This window comes from Clostridium sp. ETTB3, from assembly GCF_053571985.1.
Genome location: NZ_CP199832.1, coordinates 256,855 through 272,177 on the forward strand (window position 1 = coordinate 256,855; position 15,323 = coordinate 272,177).

At 26.3% G+C, this 15,323-nt stretch carries 18 protein-coding genes; all 18 read left to right on the forward strand.

Going from position 1 to position 15,323, the window contains the following annotated elements:
- The first annotated feature begins 33 nt into the window (after window positions 1-33).
- The 18 genes from ACUN06_RS01310 to ACUN06_RS01395 all read left to right on the forward strand — a co-directional run bounded on the left by ACUN06_RS01310 (window position 34) and on the right by ACUN06_RS01395 (window position 15,274).
- On the forward strand, window positions 34-900 hold the full coding sequence (locus ACUN06_RS01310; RefSeq protein ID WP_449389978.1) for an Rpn family recombination-promoting nuclease/putative transposase: 867 nt from the start codon (window positions 34-36) through the stop codon (window positions 898-900).
- Window positions 901-1,056: 156 nt separating this feature from the next.
- On the forward strand, window positions 1,057-1,923 hold the full coding sequence (locus ACUN06_RS01315; RefSeq protein ID WP_449389978.1) for an Rpn family recombination-promoting nuclease/putative transposase: 867 nt from the start codon (window positions 1,057-1,059) through the stop codon (window positions 1,921-1,923).
- Window positions 1,924-2,079: 156 nt separating this feature from the next.
- A complete protein-coding gene (locus ACUN06_RS01320; RefSeq protein WP_294125602.1) occupies window positions 2,080-2,910 on the forward strand; it encodes an Rpn family recombination-promoting nuclease/putative transposase in 831 nt (276 codons plus the stop codon).
- 428 nt (window positions 2,911-3,338) lie between these two features.
- A complete protein-coding gene (gene ptb, locus ACUN06_RS01325) occupies window positions 3,339-4,250 on the forward strand; it encodes a phosphate butyryltransferase (RefSeq protein ID WP_294399355.1) in 912 nt (303 codons plus the stop codon).
- Window positions 4,251-4,543: 293 nt separating this feature from the next.
- Window positions 4,544-5,611: a butyrate kinase gene (buk, locus tag ACUN06_RS01330; protein WP_449389979.1), complete on the forward strand. Its 1,068-nt coding sequence runs from the start codon at window positions 4,544-4,546 to the stop codon at window positions 5,609-5,611.
- A gap of 124 nt (window positions 5,612-5,735) precedes the next feature.
- Entirely contained in the window at window positions 5,736-6,536 is an 801-nt protein-coding gene (locus ACUN06_RS01335; protein ID WP_449389980.1) for a lytic transglycosylase domain-containing protein, read from the forward strand.
- A complete protein-coding gene (locus ACUN06_RS01340) occupies window positions 6,526-6,948 on the forward strand; it encodes a YaaR family protein (RefSeq protein WP_291734099.1) in 423 nt (140 codons plus the stop codon). The genes ACUN06_RS01335 and ACUN06_RS01340 overlap by 11 nt, the downstream gene beginning before the upstream one ends.
- Window positions 6,949-7,015: 67 nt before the next feature.
- Entirely contained in the window at window positions 7,016-7,321 is a 306-nt protein-coding gene (locus ACUN06_RS01345; protein WP_291734101.1) for a FliM/FliN family flagellar motor switch protein, read from the forward strand.
- A 441-nt stretch (window positions 7,322-7,762) separates the two neighbouring features.
- Window positions 7,763-8,017 carry a flagellar biosynthesis anti-sigma factor FlgM gene (flgM, locus tag ACUN06_RS01350; RefSeq protein WP_294162724.1) on the forward strand — a complete coding sequence of 85 codons (255 nt, stop codon included), beginning with the start codon at window positions 7,763-7,765 and terminating at the stop codon, window positions 8,015-8,017.
- Between the two features lie 305 nt (window positions 8,018-8,322).
- Window positions 8,323-8,733: a flagellar protein FlgN gene (locus tag ACUN06_RS01355; protein ID WP_291734103.1), complete on the forward strand. Its 411-nt coding sequence runs from the start codon at window positions 8,323-8,325 to the stop codon at window positions 8,731-8,733.
- A 14-nt stretch (window positions 8,734-8,747) separates the two neighbouring features.
- A complete protein-coding gene (gene flgK, locus ACUN06_RS01360) occupies window positions 8,748-10,025 on the forward strand; it encodes a flagellar hook-associated protein FlgK (protein ID WP_449389981.1) in 1,278 nt (425 codons plus the stop codon).
- A gap of 150 nt (window positions 10,026-10,175) precedes the next feature.
- Window positions 10,176-11,108 (forward strand): flagellar hook-associated protein FlgL, encoded by a 933-nt coding sequence (gene flgL, locus ACUN06_RS01365; RefSeq protein WP_294368054.1) that lies wholly within the window; start codon window positions 10,176-10,178, stop codon window positions 11,106-11,108.
- Between the two features lie 12 nt (window positions 11,109-11,120).
- Window positions 11,121-11,498, forward strand: coding sequence for a flagellar assembly protein FliW (gene fliW / locus ACUN06_RS01370; RefSeq protein WP_294368056.1), 378 nt, complete (start codon window positions 11,121-11,123; stop codon window positions 11,496-11,498).
- 3 nt (window positions 11,499-11,501) lie between these two features.
- The gene (gene csrA, locus ACUN06_RS01375) at window positions 11,502-11,714 is read left to right on the forward strand and encodes a carbon storage regulator CsrA (RefSeq protein ID WP_294162729.1); all 213 of its coding nucleotides are present in this window, start codon (window positions 11,502-11,504) and stop codon (window positions 11,712-11,714) included.
- Window positions 11,715-11,726: 12 nt separating this feature from the next.
- The gene (gene fliS / locus ACUN06_RS01380; RefSeq protein WP_449389982.1) at window positions 11,727-12,107 is read left to right on the forward strand and encodes a flagellar export chaperone FliS; all 381 of its coding nucleotides are present in this window, start codon (window positions 11,727-11,729) and stop codon (window positions 12,105-12,107) included.
- 11 nt (window positions 12,108-12,118) lie between these two features.
- The gene (fliD, locus tag ACUN06_RS01385; protein ID WP_449389984.1) at window positions 12,119-13,684 is read left to right on the forward strand and encodes a flagellar filament capping protein FliD; all 1,566 of its coding nucleotides are present in this window, start codon (window positions 12,119-12,121) and stop codon (window positions 13,682-13,684) included.
- 11 nt (window positions 13,685-13,695) lie between these two features.
- Entirely contained in the window at window positions 13,696-14,019 is a 324-nt protein-coding gene (locus ACUN06_RS01390) for a flagellar protein FliT (protein WP_291734121.1), read from the forward strand.
- Window positions 14,020-14,080: 61 nt separating this feature from the next.
- Complete coding sequence (locus ACUN06_RS01395) at window positions 14,081-15,274, forward strand: flagellin N-terminal helical domain-containing protein (protein WP_449389985.1); 1,194 nt, start codon at window positions 14,081-14,083, stop codon at window positions 15,272-15,274.
- Window positions 15,275-15,323 lie beyond the last annotated feature (49 nt).

A 15,323-nucleotide genomic window follows, 5' to 3' on the forward strand; every position in this document is an offset into this window, starting at 1 on the left:
AATAGATAATAATTATATTGATGGGAGAAAGTTATGAGTAAAGGTTTATTAGATCCTAAAGTAGATTTTGTATTTAAAAATATATTTGGTTCACCAAATCATCCAGAAATATTAATATCATTTTTAAATGCAACCTTAAAAGCAAAAAAGAAAATAGTAAATGTTGATATAAAAAAAACAGACATAGAAAAGCAATATATTGAAGATAAATATTCAAGATTAGATGTAAAAGCAACAACAAGTAATGATGAAATAATTAATATTGAAATACAGCTAAAAAATGAAAATAATATGGTAAAAAGAAGTTTATATTATTTAAGTAAAATGTATGAAGAGCAGTTAAATGAAAAAGAAGATTATTCAAAATTAGTAAGAACAGTGTGCATTAATATTCTTAATTTTAAATATCTTAAAACTGATAATTTCCATACAGGATATAGATTTAAGGAAATTGAAAGTAATGAAGAATTAACAGATATTATGGAAGTTCATTTTATAGAAATTCCAAAGTTACAGGATTCAAGTGATGAAAAAGATATGCTTGTTGCATGGACAGAATTTTTAAAAGATCCGGAAAGTGAAAAAGTTAGAGGGTTAGAGTTAAGCATAGAAGAAATCCGACAAGCAAAAGATGAACTTATACGAATGAGTAATGATAGTACTCAAAGGGAGCTATATGATATGAGAGCAAATTCTTTAAGGGATAAAATGAGTGAATTAAATGCAGCAGAGAGAAAAGGAATAGAAAAGGGAAGAGAGGAAGGTAGAAAAGAAGGAATAGAAGAAGGTAGAAAAGAAGAAAAAATAGAAATAGCGAGAAATATGAAGTTAAGTGGACTAGATACTAATACAATTGCAAAGATAACTAATTTATCAGAAGATGAAATAGATAAATTATAGTTTTAAGAGTGCTATGGATTTTAAATTTTTTAAGTGGCAAACTTATGTAAAAACATGAGTTTGTCACTTTTTTCGTTAATTGATATTTTTATTTATAACATATTTAATGTGGGATATAATTAAAATAGATAATAATTATATTGATGGGAGAAAGTTATGAGTAAAGGTTTATTAGATCCTAAAGTAGATTTTGTATTTAAAAATATATTTGGTTCACCAAATCATCCAGAAATATTAATATCATTTTTAAATGCAACCTTAAAAGCAAAAAAGAAAATAGTAAATGTTGATATAAAAAAAACAGACATAGAAAAGCAATATATTGAAGATAAATATTCAAGATTAGATGTAAAAGCAACAACAAGTAATGATGAAATAATTAATATTGAAATACAGCTAAAAAATGAAAATAATATGGTAAAAAGAAGTTTATATTATTTAAGTAAAATGTATGAAGAGCAGTTAAATGAAAAAGAAGATTATTCAAAATTAGTAAGAACAGTGTGCATTAATATTCTTAATTTTAAATATCTTAAAACTGATAATTTCCATACAGGATATAGATTTAAGGAAATTGAAAGTAATGAAGAATTAACAGATATTATGGAAGTTCATTTTATAGAAATTCCAAAGTTACAGGATTCAAGTGATGAAAAAGATATGCTTGTTGCATGGACAGAATTTTTAAAAGATCCGGAAAGTGAAAAAGTTAGAGGGTTAGAGTTAAGCATAGAAGAAATCCGACAAGCAAAAGATGAACTTATACGAATGAGTAATGATAGTACTCAAAGGGAGCTATATGATATGAGAGCAAATTCTTTAAGGGATAAAATGAGTGAATTAAATGCAGCAGAGAGAAAAGGAATAGAAAAGGGAAGAGAGGAAGGTAGAAAAGAAGGAATAGAAGAAGGTAGAAAAGAAGAAAAAATAGAAATAGCGAGAAATATGAAGTTAAGTGGACTAGATACTAATACAATTGCAAAGATAACTAATTTATCAGAAGATGAAATAGATAAATTATAGTTTTAAGAGTGCTATGGATTTTAAATTTTTTAAGTGGCAAACTTATGTAAAAACATGAGTTTGTCACTTTTTTCGTTAATTGATATTTTTATTTATAACATATTTAATGTGGGATATAATTAAAATAGATAATAATTATATTGATGGGAGAAAGTTATGAGTAAAGGTTTATTAGATCCTAAAGTAGATTTTGTATTTAAAAATATATTTGGTTCACCAAATCATCCAGAAATATTAATATCATTTTTAAATGCAACCTTAAAAGCAAAAAAGAAAATAGTAAATGTTGATATAAAAAAAACAGACATAGAAAAGCAATATATTGAAGATAAATATTCAAGATTAGATGTAAAAGCAACAACAAGTAATGATGAAATAATTAATATTGAAATACAACTAAAAAATGAAAATAATATGGTAAAAAGAAGTTTATATTATTTAAGTAAAATGTATGAAGAGCAGTTAAATGAAAAAGAAGATTATTCAAAATTAGTAAGAACAGTGTGCATTAATATTCTTAATTTTAAATATCTTAAAACTGATAATTTCCATACAGGATATAGATTTAAGGAAATTGAAAGTAATGAAGAATTAACAGATATTATGGAAGTTCATTTTATAGAAATTCCAAAGTTACAGGATTCAAGTGATGAAAAAGATATGCTTGTTGCATGGACAGAATTTTTAAAAGATCCGGAAAGTGAAAAAGTTAGAGGGTTAGAGTTAAGCATAGAAGAAATCCGACAAGCAAAAGATGAACTTATACGAATGAGTAATGATAGTACTCAAAGGGAGCTATATGATATGAGAGCAAATTCTTTAAGGGATAAAATGAGTGAATTAAATGCAGCAGAGAGAAAAGGAATAGAAAAGGGGAGAGAGGAAGAAAAAATAAAAATAGCAAGAAATATGAAGTTGAATGGACTAGATACTAATACAATTGCAAAGGTAACCAATTTATCAGAAGATGAAATAGATAAATTATAATTTCAAGAAGACTAAGGATTTTAAAGTTTTCAATTGGCAAACTTATGTAAAAACATGAGTTTGTCATTTTTTTCGTTAATTGATATTTTTATTTATAACAAAATACAATTTAGTTAGGAGTTAGTAACAAATTTCAAGTGACAAGTGTTTCAAATGGGAAGTGATAAGTTTCAAGTGACAAGTTAAGGAAAAAATTCAGCTTGCGCTGAATTTTATAAAATATAAAGTTTAAGAAATTCCCCAAGGAATATCATCCATAACTTGCCACTTGTCACTGTTTAAAAACTAACTAAAAGTTTTCTGAAAATTTAAGTTTTAATAAAAAACTCTGATAAAATAATATATAGGTAAAATTTTCATTAATTAAATAAAATTGTAATTTTGTTTAAAGAGAATATTGATAAATTCATATATATGAGAGGTGTGTAATGAGCAAAAATTTTGATGATTTATTAACTAAATTAAAAGTAGCAAAAACTAAAAAATTAGCAGTAGCAGTAGCACAAGATGAACCAGTTTTAGAAGCAGTTAAAGCTGCTAAAGATAGAGGAATTGCTGATGCAATTTTAGTTGGGGATAGAGAAAAAATAGAAGCAGTTGCTACAAAAATAGATATGGATTTAAGTAGCTTTGAAATAGTTCATGAAGCTGATGTAAAAAAAGCAGCATTAAAGGCAATTGAATTAGTATCAAGTGGTCAAGCTGATATGGTTATGAAGGGATTAGTTGATACGGCTACATTTTTAAGAAGTGTATTAAATAAAGAAGTTGGATTAAGAACTGGTAAATTAATGTCACATGTATCTGTTTTTGAAATAGAAGGAATTGATAGATTAATTTTATTAACAGATGCAGCATTTAATACTTATCCAGATTTAAAACAAAAGGTACAAATTATAAATAATTCTGTAATGGTAGCTAAGGCTTGTGGAATAGAAAATCCAAAGGTTGCTCCAGTTTGTGCTGTTGAAGTTGTAAATCCAGATATGCCTGCAACTATAGATGCAGCACTTTTATCTAAGATGAGTGATAGAGGACAAATTAAAGGATGTATTGTTGATGGGCCATTAGCATTAGATAATGCATTATCAGAAGAAGCATCACATCATAAAGGAGTAACTGGTCCAGTTGCAGGAAAAGCAGATGTATTATTACTTCATGATATAGATGTAGCAAATGTTATGTATAAATCTTTAACTTATACAGCAAAAACTAAAAATGGTGGTATATTAGTTGGAACATCAGCTCCAGTTATTTTAACTTCAAGAGCAGATAGTTTTGAAACAAAAGTAAATTCAATTGCATTAGCAGCATTAGTTTCAGAAAGGAAAAATAGTTAGCAGTTAGTAGCAAGTGTTTCAAGTGACAAGTTTCAAGTGACAAGTTAGGGAAAAAATTCAATTTAGGTTCAGAATAGTTAGTAGTTAGAAGTTAGTAGTTAAGGAAAAAATTCAGTTTATGCTGAATTTTAGAAAATATAAATTTAAGAAATGCCAAAAGAAATTTCATCCATAACTAAAAACTACTCACTAAAAACTAAAAACTAACTAGGGGAATTTCATTCACAACTTGCCACTTGTCACTATTTAAGAACTACTAACTACAAACTAAATATAAGCGGGGAGTGAGAATTATGGCATATAAATTATTAATAATAAATCCAGGTTCAACATCTACTAAAATAGGTGTGTATTCAGGAGAAAAGGAAGTTTTAGTTGAAACATTGAGACATTCAGCAGAAGAAATAGGAAAGTATGATACTATTTTTGACCAAAAGGGCTTTAGAAAAGAAGTTATAATGAAAGTTTTAAAAGAAAATAATATAGATGTTAATTCATTAGATGCTATTGTTGGAAGGGGAGGTATGCTTAGACCAATTCCAGGTGGAACTTATGAAGTAACAGATAAATTATTAGAAGACTTAAAAGTTGGAGTGTCAGGTCAACATGCTTCTAACTTAGGTGGAATTTTAGCTCATGAAATTGCAAAAGAAGTTGGAATAAAATCATTTATAGTTGATCCAGTTGTTGTTGATGAGTTACAGGATATAGCTAGAATTTCTGGTATGCCTGAACTTCCAAGAAGAAGTATTTTTCATGCATTAAATCAAAAAGCAGTAGCAAAGAGATATGCAAAAGAAAATAATAAAAAATATGATGAATTAAATCTTGTTGTAGTTCATATGGGTGGAGGGGTATCAGTTGCTGCTCATAAGAATGGACAAGTTATTGATGTAAATAATACATTAGATGGTGATGGACCATTTTCACCAGAAAGAGCAGGTTCAGTTCCAGTTGGAGATTTAGTTAAACTATGTTTTAGTGGAAAATATACTGAATCAGAAGTATATAGTAAAATAGTAGGTAAGGGTGGATATGTTGCATACCTTAATACTAATGATGTTAGGGATGTTTTAAAGGCTATAGAAGAAGGTGATAATCATGCAAAATTAATTTTTGATGCATTTATTTATCAAATTTCAAAAGCTATAGGTGAAATGTCTGTTGTTCTTAAAGGTAAGCTTGACACAATAATATTAACAGGGGGAATTGCTTATTCACCAGTAGTAATTAATGCAATTAAAGAAAATGTTAATTGGATTAGCAATTTAACAGTTTATCCAGGAGAGGATGAGTTATTAGCATTAGCACAAGGTGCAATTAGAGTTCTTGATGAAGAAGAAGAAGCAAGAGAATATTAATTAATATCTTTCAAACAAAATTGTAAAAATATGATTTTGTTTGAAAGATATTTTTTTATAATTAGTCTTAACTTTTACATATACAATCCGTATAATTAAAGTATTAACGTTTTGAGGTGATTAAATGTCAGGTAGCATACAAGGATTAAATAATATAAATACTATTTTACAACTTAAGAATCTTAACAAAACAAGTAGTACAAATACAAGCTCAATAAGTGATTTAAGCAGTCTTTCTGGATGTAAATGTAACTCAGGATTAGAATCAATTTTAGGACTTAGCTCTATTAATGGGTTAACTTCAACATCAGATTCAAGTTCTACTTCAAGTGCATTTAACATAATGTTTACTAGTTTACTTAATGCAATAAGTCAAAAAAATAAAACAGTAAAAAATGAAAGTGAAAAAGTTTCATTAGAAGGAATATTTAATACATATAATAATTCAATATTAAACGCTGGAAATATAAGTAATAAAAATTATGTAGCAGCAGATGTATCAAATTTAACTGTAGATGAAAGAATAGAAAATGCAGTTCAAGTATATTCTAATAAATATGGAGTTGATTCTAATTTAGTAAAAGCAATAATAAAAACAGAATCAAACTTTGATCCTAATGTTGTATCTTCAGCAGGGGCAAAGGGGCTTATGCAATTAATGCCTGAAAATTGCAGAGATTTAGGTGTGGAAGATCCATTTAATATAGAACAAAATATTGAAGGTGGAGTAAAACATATAAAAGAATACATAGATAGATACAATGGTGATGTTGAAATGGCACTTATGGCTTATAATGGTGGGCCTACAAGAATGATGAATAGAGGAGTTAAATCAATGGCTGATATTTATAAAATGCCAAAAGAAACACAAAATTATGTTCCAAAAGTAATGAGTTATTATAGAGGTTTTGCAAATGGAAATTAGAGGGATACAACCAAGTAGAACTATAGGAATTAAAGATAAAGTTGTTTCTAATAAAAGTGGTTTTTCAGAAAACTTCATGAAATCCTATAAATCTGCAACTAAAGAAGAACTTGAAAATTATATAAAAGACATTAAGAAAAAAGGAAATAAATTAATTTTAACAAAAAGCTATGTGGATGTTAAAAATTATAAGACAACTATTAAAAATTACTTAAAAGCAGTAGTAGATTATACTTATACATTAAATAAAAATATAGGATTTTGGGAAAATCAATATTATTCTACAGTTGAAACTATTAATGAAAAATTAGAAAGCTTAACTAATGAATTATTAAGTGAAGAAAAAGAAAACTTAGATATATCTTCAACAATTGACATAATACAAGGTTTATTAATAGATATTTATAAATAATACTATGAAATTTCATAATCAATATATTAAATTATGACAAAATATAATGTAGAAAAGTGGTGAAAGTATGACAAAAGAAAATTTATATGAAGTAGAATTTGAAACATTAAATAAAAAAGAAATAACACCATTTGAAAGTAAGGCTGCTATATTAAATTCAAAGTTAGATGTTAGTGTTATTTTAGGAAAATGTAAAAAAAACATAAAGGATATAGTGAACTTACAAGAAGGTGACATTATTTTCTTAGATAAAACTATAGATGAAAATTTAGATATTTATGTTAATGATAAATATGTTGCTTCTGGTGAAAGCATAAAGATAGAAGATAAGATATCTGTTAGAATAATAGATTTTAATTTAATACATGAATAAGTTTTACATATTTAAAGGGGGATGTCGCATTAAGAATAAATACTACAATATATTGTGTTGATTTTTATTTTTTAAAACAATATATTGAGTATAAAATTTTTAGTGCTACATCCCTTTTTTGTTAACAGCAATAATAATAGTTGTTTATCAATAAAATTTAAAATAATAAATATAACTAATAATGGGGTTTGTTACCGATAAAGTTCCAAATAAGAAATAACAGTAATAGCAACAACTTGTCCATCCGTAAAATACTAATAATAAATATCAGTAATAACTTGTCCATTCATATCATAAAAGTACCACAATATAAAATATCCCCTTTTACTTTAAAATAAATAATTATTTTCATAAATTTTTTATAAAAGCTAAACATAATTAAAGATAAGCCGATAATTAAACTTAGGAATAAGTCCATGAAAGAATGGAGGTATATTAAATATGAAGATAAATTCTGTAATGGCAAATAATGCGGTGAATATGTATAATAAACAAAAACAACATACAAAGATAGAAATGGGAAGTAAACAACTAAAAGATAAAGTAGAAATATCAAAAGATGCCAAATACTTAAATAAGATAAATAACGACAATGAAGAAGTAAATTTAGAAAAGATTAATGAAATAAAACAAAGGATAAAAAGTGGAACATATAATATAGATTCAAGAAGCTTAGCAAAAGCCATACTAAAGTAGTGGCAAGCTTAGTAAGTGGCAAGCTTAGTAAGTGACAAGTGGCAAGTTAAGGAAAAAAATCAGCTTAGGCTGAATTTTTGAAAATATAAATTTAAGAAATTCCTTAGAATTTAATACAAAAATTATAATTTGTCACTTAAAACTGTTTTAAAAACTACAAATTAGATAAAAGTATTAGTTAGGAGTTAAGTATAAAACTCATTAGGGAGTTTCTGAAAATATAAATTTAAGAAATTTCCTAAGAAATTTCAACCATAACTTGTCACTTGAAACTGTTTTACAAATTAAAAACGGGAGTGTAGTAAATGAATTCTGAATTAAAAGTAATTATTTTTGAGCAAAAAAAGATATTACAAAATTTGTTGAAATTATTAGATGAACAATACAACTTAGTTTTAAATAAAGATGTTATTGCATTAGGAAAAATAGCAGAAGATATAGAAGAAGAGGGAAAAAAGCTAGCAACTATTGAAATAAAAAGAAGAAATATTGCAAGTGAAGAAGAATTTAATAATTTTATAAAAAATACAGATGATGAACATATTACTAATGTTTATAATGAAATGAAAGAACTTCTTACTAATTTACAAAAGCAAAAAGACATTAATAATACTTTAATAAAACAAAGATTATTTTTTACAAATAAAATGATTAATGTTATAAAGCCATCAAAAAGTGTTAATACATATAATGCTTATGGAAAAGTAGGAAGATAGCAGGAGGAAAAGTTATGTCAGGATTATTATCAACCCTTAATACAGCAAAATCAGGAATGAATGTAAGTCAAGTTGCAATACAAACAACTTCACATAATATAAGTAATATAAATACACCAGGATATTCAAGACAAAGAGTAAATCAAAGTGCAAGCAGTCCTTATAGTATGCCAGGAAAAAATAGTAACTTTGGTGCAGGGCAAATAGGAACAGGTGCACAAATAGATAATGTAACAAGAATAAGAAATTCATTTTATGACTATCAATATAGAAGTGAAAGTCATCAATATGGAAGCACAAGTGTAAAATATGAATACTTTAAAAATATAGAAGGCATATTTAATGAACCATCAGATACTGCAATATCTTCTTCATTAAATAGCTTTTTTAATAGTTGGAGTGAATTATCAAAAGACCCACAAAGTTCTGGTGTAAAAAGTGTTGTAATAGAAAATGGAAAATACTTATCTAATAGTATTAATAGTGCCTTTAAGAGATTAGAAAGTTTAGAAGAAGGTTTAGATAAACAATCAGAATATATAATGGATGAAGTAAACTCAATGCTTTCACAACTTGATAAGCTTGAAAAAAATATAAAAATAATTCAAGGTTCAGGAAAAAGTCCTAATGATTTTTTAGATCAAAGAGACCAATTATTAGATAATTTAAGCTTTAAATTAAATATAAATGATAAAGATGTAAAAGCTACATTAAAAAAAGCTTATGATGCAAATGGAAAAGTTACTTTAGATGATTTAACAAAATCAGGAGTTAAAATTTCTGGTGAGTTAGAAGGAACACTTTCCATGAAGCAAGAAATAAACAAATACAAAGAGGGTTTAAAACAATTATCAAATACTATTACAAGTAATGTAAACAAGGCAGCAGGACAAGAGATATTTAAAGCGAAAGATGGAGAACTTATTTCTATAAATCCAGAAATGTTACAAGAACCAGAAAAAATTAATGTTACAGCAGATATAGCTCTTAAAGTTTATGAATTAAAATCAGAAAAAATAAATATTAATGGAAAAGATATGACTATAAATACTTTTTATAATAGTATGATACAAGATTTAGGACAATCATCTGCAGCAGTTATAAGAGATGAAAGCAATCAAAGTAAGCTTTTAGAAAACATAGATAGTTCAAGAAGTAGTGTGTCTGGAGTTTCATTAGATGAAGAAATGATAAGCTTAGTACAGCTTCAACATACATATAGTGCAAATGCAAAAGTAATGTCAACAATAGATTCATTATTAGATGTAGTTGTAAATGGATTAGTTAGATAAGATAAATTGAGTTAATAATTATAAATTGTTAATACCAAATAATAAAGCAATTAAATAAAAGAAATAAATTAGTTAGATAAGGTAAATGAGTTAGTATATATAAAATATTAGCATCAAATAAAGCAGTTAAATAAACGGAGGATAAAGTAAATGAGGGTAACTAGCAATAATATGATGAATAGTTATTTAAAAGATGTTCAAAAAAATCTTCAAGGAATGAACAAAATAAATAACCAAATAAGCACAGGAAATCAAGTAAATAAAGTATCTGATGACCCACTTAAGGCTGTAAAAATAATGAACTTAAATAATGAAATATCAGATATAGAAAGATATAATTCTAATGTTGATGAAGTTAATGGATGGTTAGATATGACAGATAATGCATTAGATAAAGTAGGAACACTTAGTAGTGAAATAAAAACACTTTTAACTTCTATAAGTGGTACTTTTGGCAAAGATGAAATGAAGGCAGTTTCTTCAGAAGTTAATGAAAAAATAAAGCAAATAGGAGAAGCTTTTAACACTAGCTATGGTGGAAAGTATATATTTGGTGGAAGTATAACAGATGAGCCACCTGTAAAAGTAAATGTTGATGAAAATGATGGAACAGTATCATTAGTTTTTAGAAATACTAATGATGAAGGAAAACCTAATAAAGGATTAAGCGATAACTTAAATGTAAGTGTATCAAATGGAATAAATTTTAATTATAACTTAAATATAAATGAAGTAAGCAATTCTGGTGATGCTTTTGATATATTTGAAGAAGTATCAGATGCTTTAAAAGGAGATACTGCTGATTTTGAAAAGCTTGGTGAACTATCAAAAAAATTAGATTCATATTTAAGTGATATTTTAAATCAACGTTCTGTAGTTGGGGCAAGAAGCAATACAATTCAAACTATAAAAAATACAAATGAAGAAAATAAAATAGAAATGAAAGGTGTTCTTTCAAATATTCAAGATGTTGATGTTGCAGATGCATTTATTAAATATAAATCAGCAGAAATGGTTTATACTGCAAGTTTACAAGTTACAGCAAAAATATTTAATAATACTATATTAGATTATTTAAGATAGGGGAATAATAATATGGATGTAATATTTAAGAAAGGTATACCAGGTTTTGATAATATTAATGATTTTACTATAAAAAGTTTAAAGGATAATGATAAATTCAAAATATTAGAAGCAAAGAATGGAGAAGTTAGTTTTGTTACTATTAGTCCTTTTGAAGTTTATAGTGATTATGGATTTGATTTAACAGATGAAATTATAAAAGAACTAGAAATAAAAAGTTCAGAAGAGGTGCTTGTTTTAAGTATAATAACTCTTGGTAAAGACTTGAAAAGTAGCACAATGAATTTACAAGCACCTTTAATCATAAATGTAAAAAATAATTTAGCAAAGCAATTTATAATGCAAAATAGTGAATATAAAACTAAACATCCTTTAATAAGGAGAGATTAATATATGTTAGTTATTACTAGAAGAAAAGATGAATCATTATTAATTGGTGATGATATAGAAATTAAAATAGTTAAAGTTGAAGATGGTAGCGTAAGGTTAGCAATTTCAGCACCTAGGGATATTACTATACTTAGAAAAGAAGTTTTTGAAAGAGTAAAAGAAGAAAATAAAGAAGCAATAAGCGGAAATTTAGATATTTTAAAGGAATTTAAGTAGGAGGAATACAAAATGGCAAGCTCAAATCCATATAATGCATACAAGCAAAATAGTGTAAAAATGGCATCAAAGCAACAATTGCTTTTAATGCTTGTTGATGGTGCAGTTAAATATACTAAAATTGCAAGATTAGCAATTGAAAAAAAAGATATAACAAGAGCACATAATGAATTAGTAAGAGTTCAAGATATTTTCACAGAACTTATGGTAACTTTGGATAAAAGTGCTGGACAAGTATATGAAGATTTATATAAAGTTTATGAATACATAAAATCAAGGTTAATAGAAGCAAATATTAAAAAAGATGTAGAGATTATTGATGAAATTTTACCTCTTATTGAAAATGTAAGAGATACTTGGTATGAGGTAAGTAAAAAATCAAAAGGATTATAAGGGGTGATTAAATGAATACAATTAATTCTAATAGAATAACAGGTTTAGCAACTGGTATGGATATTGATGAAATGGTAACAAATATGATTACTGGTGAGCAAAGCAAAGTTGATAAAGCAGAACAAAAAAAGCAAACACAAGTATGGCAACAAGAAATTTATAGAGATGTAATAAAAGATGTTAAAGGATTATATGATAAATATTTTAGTGCAACATCATCAGATTATATTTTAAGCAGTAAAGTTTTTTCAAGTATAACTATAAATAGCTCAAATAGCAGTGTTATTACAGCAAGTGCTAGTGCAGGGGCAAGTGAAGTTAATTATAAATTTGAAGTAACTCAACTTGCTACAGCACCTAAATTAAGCAGTAATGTTGAAGGATTAACAAAATCAACTAAATTATCAGATTTAGGTTTAGAAGAGGGAGCTACTTTTAAAATAAATTATGGAGAAGAAAAAACAAAAGATCCTAATGATGAAAATAAAGAAATAACAGTAAAAAAAGGCACTAAAGAAATAACTATAGAAAAAGATGATACTATAGAAACCCTAGTAAAGAAAATAAATGAAAGTTGTAATGGTGAAGTAAAGGCTACATTTAGTGAAATGACAGGAAAATTTAGCATAGAAGCTAAAACAACTGGTGCTGATAGCAAAATTGATATAGTATCTTTAGTTAAAGAAGATAATGGTAGTTATGTTGAAGTAAGAGGAAAAAATCCATTAGATGCTTTAGGAATTGAAGCAAGTGCAAATGGGCAAAACTCTTTAGTTAATGTTAAAGATAGCTTTGGAAATATTATTAGACAAAACATGGAAAATGATAGTAATACTTTTACTTTAGATGGAATTACATATAATTTACATGGAACTAATGTTGGTGAAACTGCATCAATAACTTCAACACAAGACACAAAATCTACAGTAGATAAAATGAAAGCATTTATAGATGAATATAATTCTATGATGGATAATGTTTATGATTTAGTTACTCAAAAGAAAAATTCAGATTATCCACCTTTAACAGAAGCTCAAAAAGAAGAAATGAGCGAAAAGGAAATTGAAAATTGGGAAAAGAAAGCAAAAGCTGGAGTTTTAAGAAATGATAATGAATTAAGAAAATTTATTGAAGATATGAAAGGTGCAGTTTATGGTGAATTAGAAGGATTAGGCATAAGCTTAAGCGATATAGGAATAAATTCTGTTTCAGATTATAACAAGCCAGGGCAACTTTCTTTAGATGAAGAAAAATTTAGCAAAGCATTAAAAGAAAATGGAGAATTAGTTTATAAAGCAACAACAGCTGGTTTAGAAAAAATAAAAAAAGTAACTTATAATTATGCAGGAAGCTCTGGTAGTGTATTTGCTAAAAAAGCAGGTATAGAAAAAACATCAACAGCAGCAAATAACCTTTTTTCTGAGCAAATTAAAAAACAAGAAGAACGTATAAAAGAATTAAAAGCTAAGATGCAAGAAAGACAAGAAGAATTATATGCAAAATTTGCATCATTAGAATCTAGTATGAATACTTTAAATTCTCAAATGAATTACTTAATAAATAGTATGAGTAGTTAAGGAAAATATTTATGATAAATTTATATAAAAGCATATCAGAAAAAATTTTAGAAATAGTTAGTGCAAAAGAAGTTGATGAAAAAAAATTAGCTATTGAGTTAAATAAAAGGCAAGAATTAATTAATAATTTAAAAGATGAGGAATTAAAATCTTTTAAAGAAGCTTATAATACTGAAAAAATTTATGAGTATGATGAAAAAATAAAAATAAAATTAAAATCTCAAATACTATCAGTGAGAAAAGAATTAAGTGAATATAAATTAAACAAAACTGTTAATACTGCTTATGCTAATATGAATAAAAACAACTTAAATATTTTTTCAAGAAAAGTATAAAAGGTTAAAATCATAAACAAAAGACAAGGATGTCAAATAATAACTTAGGAAAAGTATAAAAATGAGGATTAACACAAACTTAAATGCCATGAAGGCAATAAAAAACTCTAATAAAAATGTTTCTTCATCTGGAAATTCAATGAAAAAATTAATTTCAGGGTTAAGCATTAATAAAGCTGCAGATGATGCAGCTGGATTAGCTATATCTGAAAAGATGAGAAGTCAAATAAGAGGGTTAAATCAAGCAGAACAAAATGCACAAGATGGTATTTTAATGCTTCAAACAGCAGAAGGGACTATTGAGGAAGTTGGAAATATAGTTCAAAGAATGAGAGAATTATCTGTTCAATGTGCAAATGAAAGTAATTCTGGAGAAGATAGAGAAAAAATAGTAATAGAATTAAATGAGTTACATGAAGAAATTGATAGAATATCAAACTCAACTCAATTTAATGAAAAAGACTTATTAAATGGACAAACTGTGATAAGAATTGAAAAGCAATATACTATTACAAAAGGTGCAGCAATGAATGATCAAATTTCTAAAATACAAGTTCAAAGGGGATTTGATTTTAGTGATTTAGACCTTGGAGGATTAGGCTTTGTAAGTCATAAACAAGGTGAGATTAGTTTTGAGCCTGGAAAAAATATTAATTATAAGGTTTCTGTAGATAATATGGTTAATCAAAAAGTACAACCTGGTGCTACAATAACTATAAATGATTCAAATGGAAAATATATTAAATTTGCTGTTAAACAAGAAATAGATTTAAATATTGCAACTCAAGTTAAAATGATAAATGTAGCACTTAAAGAAAAAGAAATAAAGGGAAAAGAAATTAAGTTGCAAATTGGAGCAAATTCAGATAGCTCTCAAACATTAAAAGTTAAAATAGATAACATGAGCACAGAATCATTGGAAATAAGCAAAGCTGATATATCAAATATGAAAAAAGAAGGCAGTAAAGGAACAGAAGCTGCTACAAAAATGATAGATAATTTAGATGATGCTTTAGAAAGAGTTAATGTTTCAAGGGGGAACCTTGGTGCAATGCAAAATAGATTGCAAACAGCTTCATCTAACTTAAATACTATGAATGAAAACTTAACTTCAATAGAATCAAGAATTAGAGATGTAGATGTTGCAAAAGAAATAATGAATTTATCAAAAATAAATTTAATAATTCAAGCAAATCAAGCAATAATGGTGCAAGCAAAATCTCAACCAGAAGCTGTAATACAGTTATTAAAATAATAAAAGTTATTATAAATAAAAATAATTTTAATATTTTTTAAAAAAAGTA